18 protein-coding genes are annotated in these 18,838 nt (G+C 64.0%); 8 read left to right on the forward strand and 10 right to left on the reverse strand.

Going from position 1 to position 18,838, the window contains the following annotated elements; translation table 11 throughout:
• The first annotated feature begins 158 nt into the window (after nt 1-158).
• Nucleotides 159-467, forward strand: a complete 309-nt coding sequence (locus ACEWQ0_RS06165) for a hypothetical protein (protein WP_476484841.1) — start codon at nt 159-161, stop codon at nt 465-467.
• Here the strand turns inward: ACEWQ0_RS06165 and ACEWQ0_RS06170 are convergent.
• Nucleotides 398-1,030, reverse strand: a complete 633-nt coding sequence (locus ACEWQ0_RS06170) for a transglycosylase SLT domain-containing protein (protein ID WP_476483047.1) — start codon at nt 1,028-1,030, stop codon at nt 398-400. The two genes, ACEWQ0_RS06165 and ACEWQ0_RS06170, sit on opposite strands and share 70 nt — an antisense overlap.
• Before the next feature lie 121 nt (nt 1,031-1,151).
• Between ACEWQ0_RS06170 and ACEWQ0_RS06175 the strand changes: the two genes are divergently transcribed.
• From ACEWQ0_RS06175 to ACEWQ0_RS06190, 4 genes are all read left to right on the forward strand, one after another.
• Nucleotides 1,152-2,789: an ABC1 kinase family protein gene (locus ACEWQ0_RS06175; protein WP_476484842.1), complete on the forward strand. Its 1,638-nt coding sequence runs from the start codon at nt 1,152-1,154 to the stop codon at nt 2,787-2,789.
• Between the two features lie 67 nt (nt 2,790-2,856).
• On the forward strand, nt 2,857-3,240 hold the full coding sequence (locus tag ACEWQ0_RS06180) for a DUF6394 family protein (RefSeq protein WP_476483049.1): 384 nt from the start codon (nt 2,857-2,859) through the stop codon (nt 3,238-3,240).
• Nucleotides 3,241-3,292: 52 nt separating this feature from the next.
• Nucleotides 3,293-4,978, forward strand: coding sequence for an NAD-binding protein (locus tag ACEWQ0_RS06185; protein WP_476483050.1), 1,686 nt, complete (start codon nt 3,293-3,295; stop codon nt 4,976-4,978).
• Between the two features lie 10 nt (nt 4,979-4,988).
• On the forward strand, nt 4,989-6,410 hold the full coding sequence (locus tag ACEWQ0_RS06190) for a pyridoxal phosphate-dependent decarboxylase family protein (RefSeq protein ID WP_476484843.1): 1,422 nt from the start codon (nt 4,989-4,991) through the stop codon (nt 6,408-6,410).
• Between the two features lies 1 nt (nt 6,411).
• Here ACEWQ0_RS06190 and ACEWQ0_RS06195 read toward each other — a convergent pair whose 3' ends face one another.
• From ACEWQ0_RS06195 to ACEWQ0_RS06210, 4 genes are all read right to left on the reverse strand, one after another.
• Nucleotides 6,412-6,972 (reverse strand): NADPH-dependent FMN reductase, encoded by a 561-nt coding sequence (locus tag ACEWQ0_RS06195; RefSeq protein ID WP_476483052.1) that lies wholly within the window; start codon nt 6,970-6,972, stop codon nt 6,412-6,414.
• A 63-nt stretch (nt 6,973-7,035) separates the two neighbouring features.
• Nucleotides 7,036-7,410, reverse strand: coding sequence for an MliC family protein (locus ACEWQ0_RS06200; protein WP_476484844.1), 375 nt, complete (start codon nt 7,408-7,410; stop codon nt 7,036-7,038).
• Between the two features lie 108 nt (nt 7,411-7,518).
• Nucleotides 7,519-7,890 (reverse strand): DoxX family protein, encoded by a 372-nt coding sequence (locus ACEWQ0_RS06205; RefSeq protein WP_476483054.1) that lies wholly within the window; start codon nt 7,888-7,890, stop codon nt 7,519-7,521.
• Between the two features lie 104 nt (nt 7,891-7,994).
• Nucleotides 7,995-8,690 (reverse strand): pirin family protein, encoded by a 696-nt coding sequence (locus ACEWQ0_RS06210; protein ID WP_476484845.1) that lies wholly within the window; start codon nt 8,688-8,690, stop codon nt 7,995-7,997.
• 120 nt (nt 8,691-8,810) lie between these two features.
• Here ACEWQ0_RS06210 and ACEWQ0_RS06215 point away from each other — a divergent pair, with 120 nt between their 5' ends.
• The gene (locus ACEWQ0_RS06215) at nt 8,811-9,722 is read left to right on the forward strand and encodes a LysR family transcriptional regulator (protein ID WP_476484846.1); all 912 of its coding nucleotides are present in this window, start codon (nt 8,811-8,813) and stop codon (nt 9,720-9,722) included.
• A 49-nt stretch (nt 9,723-9,771) separates the two neighbouring features.
• On the opposite strand, the gene ACEWQ0_RS06220 is transcribed toward ACEWQ0_RS06215, so the two are convergent.
• From ACEWQ0_RS06220 to ACEWQ0_RS06230, 3 genes are all read right to left on the reverse strand, one after another.
• Nucleotides 9,772-11,823 (reverse strand): M13 family metallopeptidase, encoded by a 2,052-nt coding sequence (locus ACEWQ0_RS06220; protein WP_476484847.1) that lies wholly within the window; start codon nt 11,821-11,823, stop codon nt 9,772-9,774.
• Nucleotides 11,824-11,910: 87 nt separating this feature from the next.
• Complete coding sequence (locus tag ACEWQ0_RS06225) at nt 11,911-13,380, reverse strand: SLC13 family permease (protein WP_476483058.1); 1,470 nt, start codon at nt 13,378-13,380, stop codon at nt 11,911-11,913.
• Nucleotides 13,377-13,850 (reverse strand): lysoplasmalogenase, encoded by a 474-nt coding sequence (locus ACEWQ0_RS06230; RefSeq protein WP_476484848.1) that lies wholly within the window; start codon nt 13,848-13,850, stop codon nt 13,377-13,379. Before ACEWQ0_RS06230 ends, ACEWQ0_RS06225 begins: the two co-directional genes overlap by 4 nt.
• Here ACEWQ0_RS06230 and ACEWQ0_RS06235 point away from each other — a divergent pair.
• A complete protein-coding gene (locus tag ACEWQ0_RS06235; protein WP_476484849.1) occupies nt 13,850-13,984 on the forward strand; it encodes a hypothetical protein in 135 nt (44 codons plus the stop codon). The two genes, ACEWQ0_RS06230 and ACEWQ0_RS06235, sit on opposite strands and share 1 nt — an antisense overlap.
• Before the next feature lie 66 nt (nt 13,985-14,050).
• Here ACEWQ0_RS06235 and ACEWQ0_RS06240 read toward each other — a convergent pair whose 3' ends face one another.
• On the reverse strand, nt 14,051-15,502 hold the full coding sequence (locus ACEWQ0_RS06240) for a phospholipase D-like domain-containing protein (RefSeq protein ID WP_476484850.1): 1,452 nt from the start codon (nt 15,500-15,502) through the stop codon (nt 14,051-14,053).
• A gap of 220 nt (nt 15,503-15,722) precedes the next feature.
• On the opposite strand from ACEWQ0_RS06240, the gene ACEWQ0_RS06245 reads away from it, so the two are divergent.
• Nucleotides 15,723-17,063, forward strand: a complete 1,341-nt coding sequence (locus tag ACEWQ0_RS06245) for an HNH endonuclease signature motif containing protein (RefSeq protein ID WP_476484851.1) — start codon at nt 15,723-15,725, stop codon at nt 17,061-17,063.
• 377 nt (nt 17,064-17,440) lie between these two features.
• Here the strand turns inward: ACEWQ0_RS06245 and ACEWQ0_RS06250 are convergent, their stop codons facing one another.
• Nucleotides 17,441-18,838 (reverse strand): NADH-quinone oxidoreductase subunit N, encoded by a 1,398-nt coding sequence (locus ACEWQ0_RS06250; protein WP_476484852.1) that lies wholly within the window; start codon nt 18,836-18,838, stop codon nt 17,441-17,443.

Genomic DNA, 18,838 nt, shown 5'->3' on the forward strand with positions numbered 1-18,838 from the left:
ACCTTCCGGATGACACCCACCCGATCCAACTCCCTGTGACTCATGGCAATCGTCTCCCGATCCATGGCCCCGCTCCTTGTCAGAACAAAAAGGGGACACTTTAACTTTGTGGAAAGGGGACATTAGTGCTTTGGGCTAACATTGCCCCGCTGTGGGCCATGATCGTTGCTGCCGGTTTGCTGCTGGCTTTGCCAGTAGCAGGCGGCCTGGCGCGCCGCTGGCCGAAGCGGTCAATCCCGCTTCACGCGCTGGCCGGGTTGGCTGCCCCGGCAGTGGCGCTGCTGGTGATGGAGGTGATGCTGCCGGGCACGGTGATTGCTGCGGCGCGCACATGGACGGGCCTGGTGCTGATCAGCCTGCCCGGCGCGCTCGGCGGGTGGCTCTACGTAGTCGTGTTTCAGCGGCAGAATGGCCAGAACTTCCACCAGGCCGCGCAGCGGAATCGGTTTTCGCAGGCCGGCAGCTGACGGGCGTAGCGCTCGGCGCTTGCGGCCACCTGGCGGGCGGTCTGCTTGACTTTCGGCTTGCTGCGCCAGGCGCCGCTCTTGTAGCCGGTTCGCCCCTGATGGTAGGCGATATAGAGGCTATAGGCGTCGTCGCGTGGAATGCCCAGGCGCTGATGGGTGGTGTAGTTGTACCAGCCGATGAAATCGAGCGCGTCGCCCATGTTCGAGCGGCGGGTGAACCAGCCTGAGCGGCCGGTCAGCTCGAGATATTCCTTCCAGGCAGGATTCTGGGCTTGCGCATAACCCGCGGCTGAAGAAGGGCGCCGCCATGGAATGAAACCAAGCAGCCGCGTTCTTTCGGGTCGGGCGCGGGCCCGGAACGAGGATTCGCGCTGCACGATCGCCATCTGGATCGAAATCGGAATGCCCCAGCGCCGCTCACTGGCATGGGCCTTGTCATACCAGCCCGGCTCCTGCTCGAAGATCTCGCAGAGATTGTCCTGGCGCTTGGGTGGCGTGGACGCGCAGCCAGAGAGTATGAGTGCCGAGACGCCAAGCAGCAACAGCCGGGTGAGTGATCGCATGGCGTTGATTCTACCCCGCCCGCTCGGCGGCTTTGTATCATCGCGGTACACTGTTTGCTCATTCAGACGAGATTGACGGATGTTCTGGCAGGCATTGAGTGCAGCACGGGATATCGGCCGCATGCAGGATATTGCATCGGTTCTGATTCGCTACGGGTTCGGGGATGTCGTTCAGCGCATCGGCATGGCCGGGGCCTTGAAGCGGGCCGGCAAGGTTCTTCACTGGAAAGAAGGCGAAGAGCAGGCCGAGCTCAAGCCGGCCGAGCGTGTCCGCCGGGTGCTCGAAGAGCTGGGCCCGACCTTCGTCAAGCTCGGCCAGATACTGGCCACCCGCGTGGACCTGTTCAGTCCGGAATGGCTCGAGGAATTCGGCAAACTCCAGGATCATGCCCCGGCCGTCGAGTGGGAACAGATCCAGGCCCAGCTGACCGAGGATCTCGGTGCGCCGCCGGAGGAGGTTTTCGCCCGGGTGGAGCAAGAGCCACTGGCTGCGGCTTCTCTGGCACAGGTTCATCGGGCCTGGCTTGACGATGGCACGGCGGTGGTGCTCAAGGTCCGGCGTCCCGGCATCCGCAAGACCATCGAGGCAGATCTGCGCCTGCTGCAGCGTCTGGCCGACGGACTGGAGTCGGAAACCAGCGAACTGCGGCATTATCGTCCGCGCCTGCTGGTGCGCCAGTTTGCGCGCTCGTTGCGCCTGGAACTCGACTTTCAGGCCGAGTGCCGCAACGCCGAGCGCATTGCCGAATCCCTGGAGCCGGATTCGGGCATTGTGGTGCCCGAAACCTGGTGGGAATACAGCAGCGAGCGCCTCAATGTCCAGACCTGCCTGGAAGGGATTCCCGGGCGCGACGTCGAGGCGGTTCGCGCCGCCGGTCTGGATACCCACCTGATTGCCCAGCGCGGGACTCATGCGATTCTACTGATGATTCTCGATCAGGGGTTCTTTCACGCCGACCCGCATCCGGGCAATATCATCTACTTGTCCGACAACCGCATCGGCCTGATTGATTTCGGCATGGTCGGGCGGCTGTCGGAGCAGCGCCGCCACGAAGTTGCCGAACTGCTCTACGGCCTGGTCTCGCGCGATGCCGAAACGGCCGCAAGCATTCTCGTGGAGTGGAGCGAGGATGGTGATGTCGACGACACCGAGCTCTACGAGGACGTCGAGGAGTTCATCGACCACTATCACGGTGTGCCGCTCGAGCAGCTTGATCTCACCGCGATGATCGGGGATATCACTGGCGTACTGCGCGAGCACGATCTGGTGCTGCCGCCGGATCTGGTGCTGATGCTCAAGGCCTTCATCACTCTGGAAGGCATGGGTCGGCGACTCGACCCGGAATTCGACATGGCCGGCGAGGCCGCGCCGATCATCGAGGAAGTGCTGCGTCGCCACTATGCGCCGATCAACCTGGCGCGGCGCATGCGCCGAAGCATGTTCCAGACGCTCCGGCTGCTGGGCGACCTGCCGGCCGATCTCAGCCGCCTGTTGCGCAATGCCAGCCGGGGCCGGATTCAGGTACATGTCGATATTCGCGCGCTCAAGGAGGTGAGCAACCAGCTTGACCAGGCGGCCAGCCGGCTGACGCTCGGCATTGTTACTGCCGCGCTCATCATCGGCTCGGCCATCGTGATGAACGTGCAGGGCGCGAGTGACTCGACCAGCCTGACGATCTTCGGAACCCTCGGCTTTATCGGTGCCGCCATCGGCGGCGTGTGGCTGCTGTTTTCGATCTGGCGCTCCGGAAAGGAGTAGCAATTGACGCTCCGACGCAGGTTCGCTAACGTGCAGGCTGGATCTGCCAAAGGGCCGGGGGCCGAGCATGAATCTTGAAAAAATCGTATTTGCGTTCTTCATTCTGCTGGCGCTGACGATCAACTTCGGGTTCTTCATCGGCGAGATGGACAACCCGGCCCACCACAACGCCTATGAGCTGTTTGCGGCCATCATCGTCAGTTTGATCGCGACGGTGATGAAACTCGGCGAGCGCACGCATATCGGCGCGGTGCTGCTGGCTTCCAGCCTGGTGGCCGATCTGCAGCTGCTGGCCGCAGCCGCCGTCTGGGCGGTGGGCGTGCACATCAACGATGCGGGTCTGACGCCGGCCATCATGGCGTCGGTGGTTTCGCTCTCGGGCGGTGCGCTGCTGGCCAACCTGGTGTCGGTGGCGGTAGTGCTGATCGAGACCAGCCGCTTCCGGATCTAGCCGACGTGCGCCACGCGTTGTGAACACGCCGCTGTCTCTGCTTTTCCAGCGCATGCGCCTGCCCTTGGTGGCGCTGGTGGCAGTCTACGGTATTGCCATCCTTGGCTACACCCTGGTGCCCGGCCAGGACGCCAGCGGTGAGCCCTGGCGGATGAGTTTTCTGCACGCCTTCTATGTGGTCAGCTACACCGGCAGCACCATCGGCTTTGGCGAACTGCCCATGGCCTTCAGCGAAGCCCAGCGGATGTGGACGGTGGTGTGCATCTACATGACCGTCTTTGCCTGGCTGTTCGCCATTGGCAGCCTGGTCGGGCTGGTGCGCGATGACGCGTTTCACGAGGCCCTGCTGCGCCGTCGGCTCGAACGCATGATTCGCGCCATTGGCTCGCCTTTTTACCTGGTATGCGGCTACGGTGGTGCTGGCGGCATGCTGGTCGACAACCTGGTCAGAAGCGGGCGTCGCGTGGTGGTGGTGGATCGCTCCCAGGAGGCGATCCGCGAGCTGCAGCTGCGTGATTACGAGACCCTCGTGCCGGGCTTTCATCTGGACGCCTCGGTGCCCGCCAACCTGCTCAAGGCCGGGCTGCAGAGCCGCTGGTGCGCCGGCCTGCTGGCGCTGACCGACAGCGACGAGACCAATCTGAAGATTGCGCTGGCCGGTCGCCTGCTCAATCAGAAGGTCCAGGTGGTTGCCCGCGCCGACTCCAGCCGAACGGCGCGCAACCTGGCCTCCTTCGACACCGGTTTCGTCATCCGGCCGGCCGAGGAGTTTTCGCGCCGGGCCACTCTGGCCATCACCCGTCCGCAAACCAGTCAGCTCTACGCGCGTCTTTCCGAGGCCGGGCAGCGCCAGCGGTGGGATCACGACCCCGACCGGCTCGACGGCACCTGGCTGGTTTGTGGGCAGGATGACTTTGGACGTCTGCTTGCAGATGAACTGCACCGCTGTGGGGTGCAAACGCGTATCGTCGCCGAGGAAAGCGATGAGCGCGACGGGCCTTCAGGCAGTGTTCTCGGCCCCAGCTCCGAGGCGCCGGTGCTCGAGCGCGCTGGCGTGGCACAGGCAACCGGTCTTGTCGCCGCGCACGCCAGCGACGCGGAAAACCTCTCGACCATCATGACTGCGCTGATGATCAACCCCGACCTGCTCGTCATCGCGCGTGAAAATCACCTGCACAACCGTCAGCTCTTTGCCGAAGCCGGCAGTCATCTGGTCTGCTCGGTCAGCGGCATTGTGGCATCAGCCGTGCGACCGGTGCTGGAGGCGACAATAGTGCCGGCGTTTGTTGATCGAGTGCTCGAGCATGACGAGCGCTGGAACGAGCACTGTCTCGCGCAGATTCGCGCGCGCCTCGGCGACGAGCGCCTGCAGTTCTGGTCCAGCCGCGTCAGCGAAAAGCGAACGCCGCCGCTGGCCGAAGTCATCGATGCCGGCCACACGTTCACGGTCGGCATGTTGACGCTCGACCCCCGCAACCGCCGCAAGAAGATGGCTGCCCTGGTTCTGATGATCCTGCGTGAAGATCGAACGATTCTGCTGCCCGACGAGGATGAACCGCTGGCGATGGGCGACCGCATCCTTTTCTGCGGCACACCGCGCTCGGCCGAGCTGATCTGGGCCGTGGCTGTCGACCCTGACGCTGTACACTATCTGCGCACCGGCCAGCCGCGTCTGGCCAGGCACCCGTGGTGGCGTCGGGCCGCTGCACGGTCGCCTGAACCGAGCTCCCATACCTGAAGTGCAAAGAATGGACAGCAGCGAATTTCGTCGTCACGCTCACGAACTGGTCGACTGGATGGCCGACTACCTGGAAACCATCGAGCAACAGCCGGTCAGGGCGCGGGTCTCGCCGGGAGATATTGCCGCCGAACTGCCGACCTCCGGGCCGGAGCAGGGCGAGGGCATGGACGCGATTCTGGCCGATTTTCGCGCGACCATCCTGCCGGGGATGACGCACTGGCAACACCCGATGTTCATGGGCTATTTTCCGGCCAACAGTTCGCACCCTTCCGTACTGGCCGAGATGCTGACCGCCACCCTGGGGGCGCAATGCATGAGCTGGGAGACCTCACCGGCGGCCGCGGAGCTGGAAGGGCGGGTGATGGAGTGGCTGCGCGACTGGCTGGGCCTGCCGGGCGAGTTCGAGGGCGTCATCCAGGACACGGCCTCGACCGCGACGCTGTGTGCGCTCTTGAGCGCGCGCGAACGCGCCACCGGGTTTCAGATCAACCGTCAGGGTTTTTCCGGACAGCGCTTTGCCGTTTACAGCTCGGCCGAGGCGCATTCCTCTATCGAGAAGGATGTCCGCATCGCCGGCTTCGGCTCGGCGGCGCTGCGCAAGATTCCCGTCGACGATGAGCTCGCCATGCAGCCTCAGGCGCTTGCCGAACGCATTGCCGCCGATCGCGCCGAAGGCATCACGCCGCTGTGCGTGGTCGCCGCGCTCGGCACGACCAGCTCGACGGCGATCGATCCGATCGACGCCATCGGCAAGATCTGCAGCGAGCAGGGCCTGTGGCTGCACGTGGATGCGGCCTATGCGGGCACGGTGCTGCTGCTGCCGGAGTTTCGCTGGATGCTCGGCTCGGCCGAGCACGTCGATTCTTTCGTGGTCAATCCGCACAAGTGGATGGCGACCAACTTCGACTGCACCGCCTACTACGTGCGCGACGCCGAATCATTGGTCCGCACCTTCGAAATCCAGCCCGAATATCTCAGGACCCGGGTTGACGACAAGGTGCGCAACTATCGCGACTGGGGCATCCAGCTCGGGCGGCGCATGCGCGCGCTCAAGCTGTGGTTCGTGATGCGCAGCTTCGGCCGCAGCGGCCTGCAGGCCATGCTGCGCCGTCATATCGAGTACGGCCAGTGGCTGGCGGAGATGATCGATGCCGATCCGGCCTTCGAGCGGCTGGCGCCAGCGCCGCTCAACTGCGTGTGCTTTCGCTGGCTGCCGGCCGGTATGGACGACGAGCAGGCCATCGAAGAGGCCAACCAGCGCTTGCTGGCCCGGATCCAGGACAGCGGCAAGCTCTATCTGACCCACACCCGGCTTGGCAGCCGTTATGCACTCAGAATCGTGCCCGGCCAGACGCGCGTGGAGCGCCGCCATGTCGAGGCCGCCTGGGCGCTGGTGCGGCAAGCTGCCGACGGGTTGCCAGCTCGCTGAGTCAGCGCATGGTTTTCAGTGCCCTGGCCCAGCGCGCCATGGCCTCGAGCATGGTCTGCGCGCTTTTTTCGTGCAAATCTGCTGGCACGAAGGTGCCATCCTCGAGGTGGCTGGCAACCATGGGGATCATCACCTGTTGCTTGATGGGCACCATTTCCACGGTGGTCAGAAGGTGTTTGGCCGTTTCGGTCGAACGAATACCGCCCGAGACGCCGCCATAGCTCACGAAGCCGGCCGGCTTGTAATTCCATTCCTTGTACAGGTAATCGACCGCGTTGATGAACGACGGCGGCGCGGTGTAGTTGTATTCCGGCAGCACGAAGATGAAGGCATCCGAGCTATCCACGATCTTCGACCAGCGCCGTGTGTGCTCGTGCTCGTATCGCTGCATGACAGGGTGATTGGGCTCATCCAGCAGCGGCAGGTTGAGCTCCTGCAAATCAACGAATCCGATCTCGAACCCGGCGGGGTTGGCCCGGGCATGGTCGTGGAACCAGTCGGCAACGGTCTTGCCGACCCGGCCCGGGCGCGTGCTGGTGAGAACAATGGTCAGTTTCATCATCTGATTTACCTCTGCAAAAAAAACGGATATTCCTGTTGGTTCTTTAGAGCTCACGGACGGACTTTACGATCCAGGCTCACTTGCCGCGCAGGACTCAAGCGTCTTGCCCGACGTGCCGTCGGCGCTGTGCCGGTAAAGCGTGCCCTGGGAGCCCGGCCCTGAACCCTTTGTCCACCACTCCAGGCCGCCGCCCACGTAGCGGGCGCCGCTGGCCGACACAGCGATCTGCATGCGATAGGTCGTATCTTGATAGTCCACCGTGGCTGAATCCGTGTCGGGGTAGGAAGCGATGATTGTCGTGCCGCTTTCGCATACGTATTCATGAGTCACTGGCACAGCCGCGCTCGATGCCGCTGGCCGGTCACCTTGCCGCTGCGACGTCGCGCATGCGGCAATGAGTAGTGTCGAAGCGAGTGTCAGGGTGGTTGTGAGTTTCATCTAGGTGACTCCTAAATTGGTAACGTGGTTCAACTGACTTGCAAGCGGGGATCGCCGGCCGCATCAGACCGGCCGGCGTCACCCGGGTTCACATCTTTTAGCGCACGGTCATGATTTGGCGCGCAGATGGTCCAGGCTCCATTCGCCGCCGCCGGCTGCAAACAGGTACAGGAACACGAAGGAGTACAGGGCTGCCAGTTCACCACCGTTCAGCAGCGGCCAGAAACCCTGCGGGGTATGCGCCAGGAAATAAGCAAACGCCATCAGGCCTGATAGCACGAAGGCGGTTGGCCGGGTAAACAGTCCAATCAGAATCAGAAAGCCGCCCACCAGTTCGAGCGCGCCGGCAGTCCCGCTGAGCGTGAACAGCTCGAAGGAGCCTCTCTGCTCGCCCGGGTATCCGAGTATTTTGTGCTTCCGTGCAGCATGAACAAAAAGCCGGTCACTGCTCGAAGCAGGCTCAGGATTCGTGGCTGCCAAGTCTGGAAAATGACATTCATTTTAATGCTCCTTGGTTGTTGTCGATTCAAATGGATGGCGGGTCGTTTGATGTGGTTGAGGGGCGGGTGCAGCCGGTCACCAGATCAGGCCATATCGAAAGCCAGAATCTCTGCGGCCCGGCCGGTCATGGTGATGGCGCTTGGCCCTTCAAGCGCGACCCCGTCGCCGGCGGCAAGCGGCCGATCGTCAAGCTGTACTTCGCCGCGCGCGACCTGCAGCCAGCCCTTGCGGCCTTCGACCAGCCGCCAGGTTACGCTGTCGGCCTCATCAAGCACCGCCGCATACAGATCGACATCCTGGTGAATGGTTACCGAGCCCTCGCGGCCGTCGCGTGAGCCGATCAGGCGCAACTGTCCGCGCTTGTCGGCCTCGGTGAAGTGTTTTTGCTCGTAACCGGGCTGCATGCCGTTGCGTTCGGGGATGATCCAGATTTGCAGAAAATGCAGCGGATCGGTCGTCGATGCGTTGTATTCACTGTGGCGCACGCCGGTGCCGGCCGACATGCGCTGCACATCGCCGGGCCGCATCACTGAGCCGTTTCCCATGCTGTCCTTGTGGGCCATTTCCCCGTCCAGCACATAGGAGATGATTTCCATGTCCTTGTGGCCGTGGGTATCGAAACCCCGACCCGGCTGTACCCGGTCTTCGTTGATAACGCGCAGCGGGCCGAAACCCATGAATCGGGGGTCGTAATAGTGGCCGAACGAGAAGGTGTGACGGCTATCGAGCCAGCCAAAACTGGCCCGGCCCCGTTCCTGTGCATGACGTATTGTCAACATGATGATCTCCGCTTGATTGCGCCGTTTGCTGATGACAATATACTGACTTGGCTCTGTATCAGATACAATACGATCATTTAGCCACATACTGTCGCTAAAATAGCGACAATCGGTGGACCTATGAATAAGTTCGAGGGCATGCGGGCGTTCATTCGCGTCGTCGAGGCAGGTGGTTTTGCCGCAGCCGCGCGCGAGATGGGCCTGTCGCGATCGGTGGTCAATCGGGCCGTCATCAATCTCGAGCGTGAGCTCGGTGCGCAGCTGCTGCTGCGCAGCACGCGCCAGGTTACACCGACCGATACGGGGCTCGCTTTTTATGATCGTGCGCGCCAGCTCTTGAGCGATCTCGACGAGGCCTGGTCGGCCGTGAGGTCTTTGCAGGGCAAACCCACAGGCACGTTGCGCGTCAATGCACCGATGTCGTTCGGCACGCTGCATCTATCGCGCGTCATTGCCGAGTACATGGCGCTGTATCCCGAAGTTCATGTCGAGCTCATACTCAACGATCGTTTCGTCGATCCAATAGAGGAAGGTTTCGACGTCACGCTTCGCGTTGGCGAGCCGCAGGCCACCACCAGTCTTGTGACTCGGGAGTTGGTGACCGTCAAGCGCGTGCTTTGCGCCTCTCCGACCTATCTGCAGCGCCAGGGCGAGCCTGCTACGCCAGCCGAGCTCACCGGCCATCGCTGCCTGCACTACGGCTATCTGGACTCCGGAAGCAAATGGCGACTGAACGGGCCAGACGGCCAACAGGCCTATGCTATCCAATGCGTCATGTCAGCCAACAACGCCGAGCCCCTGCGCGACGCCGCGATCAATCACCAGGGCATTGCGATGCTGCCTACCTTTATTGCTGGCGAGGCGCTGCAGACCGGCGAATTACGCACTCTCCTCGTCGACTACCCGCCAACCGACATCACTTTGAGCGCCCTCTACCCGCGACACCGACATCTGTCTACCAAGGTAAGCGCGTTGGTCGAGCTGTTATCCGAGCGTTTCAGCGCTTATCCGTACTGGGATCTGGTGCAGTAGGCCTATTGAAGGCGGCGGGGCAGGCCCGCCGCCTGCTTTTCTTTATTGGCTACCAGATACTCACGCGGTCTTCCGGCGCCAGGTAAAGTTCGGCGTCTGGGCCGATGTCGAAGGCTTCGTACCAGGTATCGAGATTACGCACGATGCCGTTGACGCGATACTCGGCCGGGCTGTGCGGGTCGTTGATCAGGCGATTGCGCAGCGACTCCTCGCTTGCCCAGAGGTTGCGCCAGACCTGAGCCCAGGCCATGAAGAAGCGCTGGTCGCCGGTGAAGCCGTCGAGCACGGGCGCCTTGCCGTCGGAGTGATCGTCAAGGTACATCTTGTAGGCGTGATGGGCGATCGACAGGCCGCCCAGGTCGCCGATGTTCTCGCCAAGCGTCAGCTCACCGTTGATGTTCATGCCTTCGATGGGTTCGAAGCCGTTGTACTGTTCGACGAGCTTGCCCGTTCGCTGCTCGAACTGTTTGCGCGAGTTGTCCGTCCACCAGTTACGCAGCACGCCGTCGGCGTCCGACTTGGAACCCTGGTCATCGAAGCCGTGGCCCATTTCGTGGCCGATGACCGCGCCGATGGCGCCGAAGTTGACTGCCGGGTCGGCATTGGGGTCGAAGAATGGCGGCTGCAGAATGGCGGCAGGAAAGACGATCTCGTTGCGCGTCGAAGAGTAGTAGGCGTTGACCGTCTGCGGCGTCATGCCCCATTCCCATTCGCGCACCGGCTCATCGAGCTTGGCAAGCTGATCGTTCCAGGACCATTCGCCGAGACGATGGCTGTTGCCGATCAGGTCGCCAGCCCCGATGGCGACGTCGGAATAGTCGCGCCACTTCTCCGGATAGCCGATCTTGGGCAGAAAGGCCTCGAGCTTGCGATGGGCTTCCTTGCGGGTCTCATCGTCCATCCAGGCCAGGGTGTCCAGACGCTCGGCAAAGGCGCGGCGCAGATACTCGACCAGCTCCATCATCTGCTCGCGATAGTCGGGCGGGAAATGACGCTTGACGTAGACCTGGCCGACCAGTTCGCCCAGCCGGGAGCTGACGAAATTGATGCCGCGCTTGTCGCGCTCACGCTGTTCCTCCACGCCGCCCAAGCGTTTGTCATAGAGCTCGAAATGGGCCTGCTGGTACTCGCTTGAAAGCAGCGGGGCGTGGTTGTTGATCCAGTGGAAGGCGTGCCATGACGCCCAGTCCTCTGCCGGCGTTTCGGAAAAGACTTGGCTGTTGGCGTAGATGGCGGTATTGGTCGCGACCACCATTTCGCCGATGTCATCCAGGCCGCGTTCGGCCAGAAACGCCTGCCAGGGAAATCCCTGCGCCTGCTCGGCCAGTTCCGCTGGTGTCATCAGGTTGTAGTTGGCCTGGCGATCGCGCGCTTCGACGCGGGTCCAGTGATTTTTGGCCAGCTTCATCTCCAGCGCCAGTACGGCATCGGCGCGAGCATCGGCGTTTTCGACACCGGCGCGCTCGAAGGTCGCGGCGATGTAGTTCCGGTAAGCCTGGCGGTGGGCCGGAAAAGGCTCGCCTTCGCGGGTGTAGTATTCACGATCGGGCAGGCCCAGGCCGCTTTGATAGAGATGGGTCAGGTAACGCTTCGGATTGCCCTGGTCCAGCGTCACGAAGGCGGCGACAATGGATCCGGTGCCCGGGCGGCCCATCCAGCGGGCGGCCGCTTCGCGCGAATCGATGGCGAGCAGCTCATCCAGGTTCTCGCGGATCGGGTCGAGGCCGAGCGCTTCGACCCGGTCGGTATTCATGTAGCTGGCGTAGAGGTCACCGACCTGCTGCGAGGGACTGCCCGGCTGCGGCTGGTTGTCGCCCAGGTCGCTGATGATCTCGTCGACGCGCTCCTCGGAGAGGATGCGCAGCTCGTTGAACGCCCCCCAGCGCGAAAAACCGGGCGGAATCTCGGTCGATTCCAGCCAGCCGGCGTTGACCCAGGTGAAGAAGTCATCGCCCGGCTCGACCGACTGGCTGATGTTGGCAGTGGCGATACCCCATTCGCCCAGCCTGGCGTCGGGCTCGCTGGCAGTGTCGGCCATGAGCGGCAGGGTGCCCGTAGCCATCAGGGCAGTGGCCACGGCGGCCTTCTGGAGTCCATTCATTGAGTTTTTCCCCGTGTGATTCGTTGGTTGCGTGCCGCCCGCCATGGCGGGCGAACAAAAGCAATGACAGTGGCCAGCGTCCGGGGTTCAGCCGGGAAGCATTCGGACGCCGAAAACCGCACCGAGCAGTAGATACATCATGCCGGTGATGAGGCCGATCATGACCAGGTTGATCACCAGGCCGGCGCGCGCCATCTGCGGGATGCCGATCCGGCCGCTGCCGTAGACCACGGCGTTGGGCGGGGTGGCCACCGGCAGCATGAAGGCGCAACTGGCGGCGACGGCAGCCGGCACAGTCAGGATCATCGGATCGAGGCCCATGCCCAGAGCCACTGAGGCCAGGATGGGCAAAAAAGCAGCCGCTGTGGCGGTATTGCTGGTCACCTCGGTCAGAAAAATGGTGAACGTGACCGCCAGCATGATCAAGAACAGGGCATGCACGCCCTCGAGACCGGCGAAAGCCGAGCCAATCCAGCCGGCCAGGCCCGAATCGCTGATGCCGGCGGCCAGACTCAGCCCGCCGCCGAACAGGATCAGAACGTCCCAGGGCAGGCGGGCAGCGTCGTCCCAGGTCAGCAGAAACTGCCAGCGGCGCCAGTCGACGGGCCAGGCAAACAGCAGCAGGCCGCCGAAGACGGCAATGCCGGTGTCAGACAGCCCCGGCAGCCAGGTGTCGATCAGCGGGCGGGTGATCCAGAGCATGGCCGTCAGCGCAAAGATGATCGCAACCTGGCGCTGGGCGCGGTCCATGGGGCCGGAATGAGAGAGCTCGGCATCGATGATCGCCTGACCGCCAGGCAGCTCGGTGAGGCGCAGCGGATAGACGACGCGGGTGAGCAGCACAAAGACGATCGGCAGGCCGGTAATTACCAGCGGCAGGCCGATCAGAAGCCACTGGGCAAAGCCGATGCGGATGCCATGGTTTTCAAGCAGATAGCCGGCCAGCAGCGCGTTGGGCGGGGTGCCGATCAGGGTGCCCAGGCCGCCGATATTGCAGGCGTAGGCCAGCGCCAGCAGCAGTACAAGCCCGAAGCGGCCGTTCTCGTCTCCGGCTTGCGGCCCGCCATGCTCGGCCATGGCGATGATCGACAGCGCAATGGGCAGCATCATCATCGCCGTGGCCGAGTTGGATACCCACATGCTCAAAAAAGCGGCCGCGCTCATGAAGCCGGCGATGATGGCCTGCGGACGAGTGCCGACGCGGCGAATGATCGCCAGTGCCATGCGCCGGTGCAGGCCGGAGCGCTCCATGCCCAGGGCGATGATGAAACCGCCCAGGAACAGATAGATCAGTGGGTTGGCAAAGGGCGTGGTCGCGCCGGCGATATCGGTCACACCCAGCAGCGGAAACAGGACGATGGGCAGCAGGGCCGTGGCCGGAATCGGCAGCGCTTCGCTGATCCACCAGGTGATCATCAGCACGGCCACGGCGGCTACTCGCCAGGCCTCGGGTGCAAGGTTTTCCGGCCCCGGCAGCACCAGCATGAGGACAAAGGCCAGCGGGCCGGCAAGCAGGCCGACCCGCTGTCTGAGGAAGCGCTGCTGCCGGTCTGTCATCGGCTGGAATCCCCCGAGCGCCGCGGCAGGCGTTCGAGAACGCCGGTGAAGATCAGGAGCTGGGCGATCATGTAGGTGGCGATGATGGTCTGAACGGAAAACGGAAAGTCGGCGACAAAGCGCTTGATTCCGATCAGCGCATCGGAAACCACGAACAACAGCGCGCCGATGAAAATGCGACCCGGGCGCGCGCCCACGCCGCTGGCGGCAATGGCCATCAGCGTCAGGGCCGTCACGTAGAAGGTCACGGGCAAGAGGTTCTGGCCAAGCGACGGCATCATCCAGGCCAATATGACAGCGCCGAAGAAAACGACCGGCAGCCACCAGGGCCAGCGATCGAGCGTGTCATGACGGTGGCTGAAGAAGGCAATGCTGTAGGCGATCTGGGTGATCAGAAAGGAGCCCAGGCCGTAGAAGAAGAAGATCCAGACGGCTGGAGGCGAGAAAGAAATCGCCGAACGCGGCGGCAATGAACCCGATCGTCAGGGGCAGCGCGGCCGAGGGCGACAGAACGCGGGCGATCGTCCAGGCGGCAATCAGCATGGGCGCGACCTTGAGCAGCCAGGTACCGGGCAGCGAAGGCAGCCAGAGCGTCAGCCAGTAGGCCGCAGCGATCAAGGCAAACGCAATTCGTGCCGGAACCGCCGTCGGGATTCGAGAGGAAGTCACGTCAGAAAGTCGACAGGCCGGTGCTCTCCATCAGCCGGTATTGCCAGTAGCGCAGGCGTGAGTGGTCGGCGTAGTGCGCGTAGGGCAGGCTGTGGATGCGGTCGGGGTGATTGTTCCAGCGCTCGTCGAAGAAACCGCTGATGGTCTGCATCACCGGATGATCGGCCTCGACGCGCAGCTGGACATCGGTTTCGAGGTTGTAGTTGTCGAGGTTGCGGCGGGTGAAGTTGGCCGACCCGGCCAGAACGAGCGCCGGTCCTTTCGTTGGCCGAAGGACCAGCATCTTGCCGTGGCACTGCTCGCCGCGGGTGTTGCACCAGCGCACCGGCACGCCGGCTTCGTGCAGTTCCCAGGCCACCTGGCGGTTGGGCACGCCGTTCTTTTTGCGCCCGAAGGCGTCCTCGTTGGGGTCGAGCAGCACGCGCAGGTTCGCGCCACGCTCGTGAGCGTTGATCAGCGCCGTGATGATCGGGCGGTGAGAAAGGTAGAACATCAGAAGATCGAGCGAGTCGCCCTGATCGGCATCGTTGATCATGGCCAGGGCGGCATCGCGAATCGCCGCCTCGGTCAGAACGCGAACTTCAGCGGTGGTCGCATCACTTTTCCCGAATGCCAGCGGCGGCCAGTCGGGTTCAGCGCTGGCAGAAAAGCGCACGACGGCGCGCTCGCTTTTGAGCAGGTCGCCCACGGCCGGGCCGTCGAAGGCGAAGGCGATGTTGTCGTGCCGGCTGCTGGCATCGTGCGGGTTGGCGGAGGTGACCAGGGCCTCGGGTCCGTTCTCGCCGTCGACAATGAGCGTCTTGCGGTGGTTGGCCTTGAAATTGAGCAGGGCAAGATAGGTGCGCAGGGTGACGGTACCGTCACCGACCGGGTTGGGCAGCCAGCCGCCGTCGGAATCGTTGCCGAACCATTGGCAGCAGAGGCGCCAGGCCGCCGACCAGGCCGGATTGGGGTCGCGCAGCGTCGTGAGATCGGTCTCGACGACCGCAACGCCGGCGCTCTCGAGTGTCGCGAACAGCGGCTGACGCACGCCGCCGTAGAGATCGTTGAAAGGATCGGTGATCAGCACCGCCTCGAGTGTCGGGTGCGCGCGCTGCTCGCCGGCCAGGGCGTCAACCAGCAGGCTGGAAACCGGCCGGTAGCCGTCGCCCGCTTGCCCGGCGAAGCGGTTGACGAGAAAAAAATCGCTGACGACAAGCGTCTCGGCGCGCCCGATCATGGCGAAGGCCGCATCGAAGATCCGCCGCTCGGTGTACTGTTCGCCCTCGCTGTCGAGCCAGGTCGAATCGGCATGAAAACGCAGCGACGCCGCCGGCCGCCACGGCCCGGCCATGTCCAGCCCCTCGGGCAGCGGCTTGAACACATGCCATGCGGCCGTGGCCAGATAGACAAGCGCCAGCGCCGCGATCGCGGCGAGAACGACACGGGGCCATCTTCGCCGCGCTCGATTCATGTCGGATTCTCCCATGCGTGAGGATTATGGCCGATGTCGCTGCTCCGGGCGAGAGCGGCTAGCGCTTATGTTTACGGCAAGGCGATGACGCCGGTGCCCTGGCCTGGAAACAGGCCGCTGGCCAGGCCCAGACCGAGCAGGGCACGTCCAACCCCATGATTCCTTGTGATTTATTAGCCAATACTGTATACTGATACAGTAGCTTGCCGAGGAAAAAACAATGGCGTCGACGACCCCGATCACTTGCGCCCTGGCCGACCATGAGGTCCGGGCACTCGAGGACCAGATCACCGAGTTGGCCGCGCATATTCATGCCGCCAGCTACCGTTTGCTGACGCTGGTTCGTCGGTTCGACGCATCGGCCGGCTGGGCCGAGCCCGGTCTGCGCTCCTGCGCCCATTGGCTGAACTGGAAATGCGGCATTGGCATGAATGCTGCGCGCGAAAAGGTGCGGGTGGCGCACGCGCTGGAGGATCTTCCGAAGATCAGCGCGTCGTTCTCCAAGGGCGAGATCAGCTATTCCAAGGTGCGCGCGATGACGCGGGTGGCAACGCCGGAAAACGAGGAGTTTCTGCTGATGATCGCGCTGCACGGAACCGCCTCGCACGTGGAGCGGGCGGTGCGGCAGTTTCGGCGGGCCAACCGCAACGAGGCGCTGGAGGCCGAGAACGAGCGGCACGAACGCCGCCGCCTGGTCTGGCACACCGACGAGGACGGTTGCTGGGTGATGCACGGGCGCTTCACGCCGGAACAGGGCGAGCGGATCATGAAGGCGATCGATGCCGCCACGGATGAAATCGCTGAGGAACGCAAGGACGTTTCTGCAGAAACGTCTGCCGAGCCGGATAGGGACAGGCCGATGCCTTGCGCCGTCGAGCAGAAGCGCGCCGATGCGCTGGAGCGGCTGGCCGACGGCTTTCTTTCGGGTAATGGCGGCCCGGTGCACGGCGGCGACCGCTGCACGGTGCATGTCCACACGGACCTCGAGACCCTGCGCGCCGATGGCGAGGGCGCGGAATCCACGCTGGAGATCGGCGGAAGCGTTTCAGCGGAAACGTCCCGGCGCCTGGCTTGTGATTGTGGGGTGGTGCCGTGGAAGGAGTCGACGGGCGGCCGGACGCTGGACGTTGGCCGCAGGACGCGCTCGATTCCGCCGGCGATCCGGCGGGCGTTGCAGCGGCGCGACGGCGGCTGTCGCTTTCCCGGCTGCACGGCGCACAAGTATGTCGACGCCCACCATATCAAGCACTGGGCCGACGGCGGCGAGACGAAGCTCGACAACCTGGTCACCCTGTGCCGGCATCACCACCGCGCGATTCACGAGGGCGGGTTCGATGTGCAAATGGATGGTGACGGTCGGCCGCTTTTCCGTGACCGCCGCGGCCGGCGCATTCCCGACGTGCCTGAAACACGTTTCTGCGGTAACGCCTTTGCTCTGATGACGCAAAACCGCCGCGCTGGCGCTGACGTTTCAGCGGAAACGTGTATTCCCGAGTGGCACGGGGAACGGATGGATGACCAACTGGTGGTGGAGAGCCTGTTCGCGCTCGGCGAGCGGTAGGGCGAATTTCCGCGGCCGCCAATCGGTGGCCGCAAGCCCATGGTCAAGCTGAAGCTTGATCTTCACGACATCTGCCAGCGCTACTGAAGATGGATCTCGACCTCAACGCGCGACCAACCGATCGCTGCTGCGTGCTGGTCCTGATCGGCTGCGATGCCCACGGACGCAAGCATTTCCGGGCCATCGACGAGGTGTTCCGGGAGTCGACCGAAATTTGGCAGGGCGATACCCGCGAATCGACACATCAGGCCTTTGATCGGTTACAGGCGACGTTCGCTGACAAGTACCCCAAAGCAACGATCATCTGTCCTTGGGTCGCGGTCAACTGCCGGCTTTCTACGGCCTCCCGGCAACCCGCTGACAGTTTCAATCTGCCTTCACGGCAAGGCGACGATGCCGGCGCTTTGGGCCAGAAACAGGCCGCTGATCAGGCCCAGGCCGATCAGGGCGGCGGCACTCGATACCGCGGCGGCGCCGCTCGCCGGGCCGAGCGTTGCCGGTTTGTCGTCACCGGCGCGGGCGAAGTACATCGGCGCGATGGCGCGCAGATAGTAGAACAGCGACGCGACCGTATTGAGCACGGCCGCCAGCGCCAGCCAGGTATAGCCGCCGTCGATGGTCGCGATGAACAGCCCCAGCTTGCCAACGAAGCCGATCAGCGGCGGGATGCCGACCAGCGACAGGAAGGCCACGATCAGCGCAGCGGCCATCAGGGGCTGCGTGCGCCCCAGGCCGGCGTAGTCGGGCAGGGCCGTGCGCCCGCGCAGGTGGGCGACGACGGCAAAGGCGGTCAGGTTGGCCAGCGCGTAGGCGGCGAGGAACCAGATCAGGGAAGGCAGCGCGCGGGTGCTCAGATCCGCCACCGCCACGGCCATCAGCGCATAGCCCGATTGCGATACCGACGACCAGCCGATCAGGCGGCGCACGTCGTTCTGCCAAAGCCCCGCGAGGTTGCCCAGCGTCATCGTGGCCACCGACAGCGCGGCGATCAGCGGGCGCAGCATGTCGGTTTCGGGGAAAAGCTGCACCAGCCGGTAGAGCGCCAGCGCCGCGCCGATCTTGGGTACGACGGTCAGAAAGGCGGCTGCCGGCACCGGCGCGCCTTCGGCGACGTCGGGCACCCAGGCGTGGCCCGGCACCGCGCCCAGCTTGAAAGCCAGCCCGGTGACGATCAGGGCCAGCCCGGTCAGCCCCAGCGGCGAGGTGATGGTTGCCTGCTCCAGGGCCGCGTAGTCGCTGGCCCCGATCATGCCCATCACCAGGATCACGCCGATGACCAGCAGCGCGTTGGCCAGCGCGCCGATCAGAAAGTATTTCATGCCCGCCTCGACCGACAGCGCCCAGTCGCGGTGCCAGGCGGTCAGAACGTAGCCGGTGATCGATGACAACAGCACGGCCATGACCAGCTGCATTAGGTCCGCCGCCGCGGCCATGGCCATCGCGCCGAGCGCAGAAAACAGGGCCATGGTGTAGAACTCGCCGTGGCGCCGGTCGGTCTCGAACCAGCGCGGGGCCAGGATCAGACACAGCGCCGTGGCGAGAACGATCATCAGCCGCGCCCACAGGGTGATCCCGTCGAGCGCCCAGACGCCGGAAAAGGTCAGCCGTGTCTCATCGTTGTGCGCCAGCGCCCACGCAGCCGCCACCGCCAGCGCCGCCAGCGCGGGGGCGAGGCACCAGGCCTGCCGGCGCTGGGGCAGCACCATCGCCAGCAGCAGCGCCGCGATGGCCCCGGCGATCAGCGCGATCTCGGGGCCGAGATCAGCAACGGGCAT

This window comes from Wenzhouxiangella sp. YN9, from assembly GCF_056324165.1.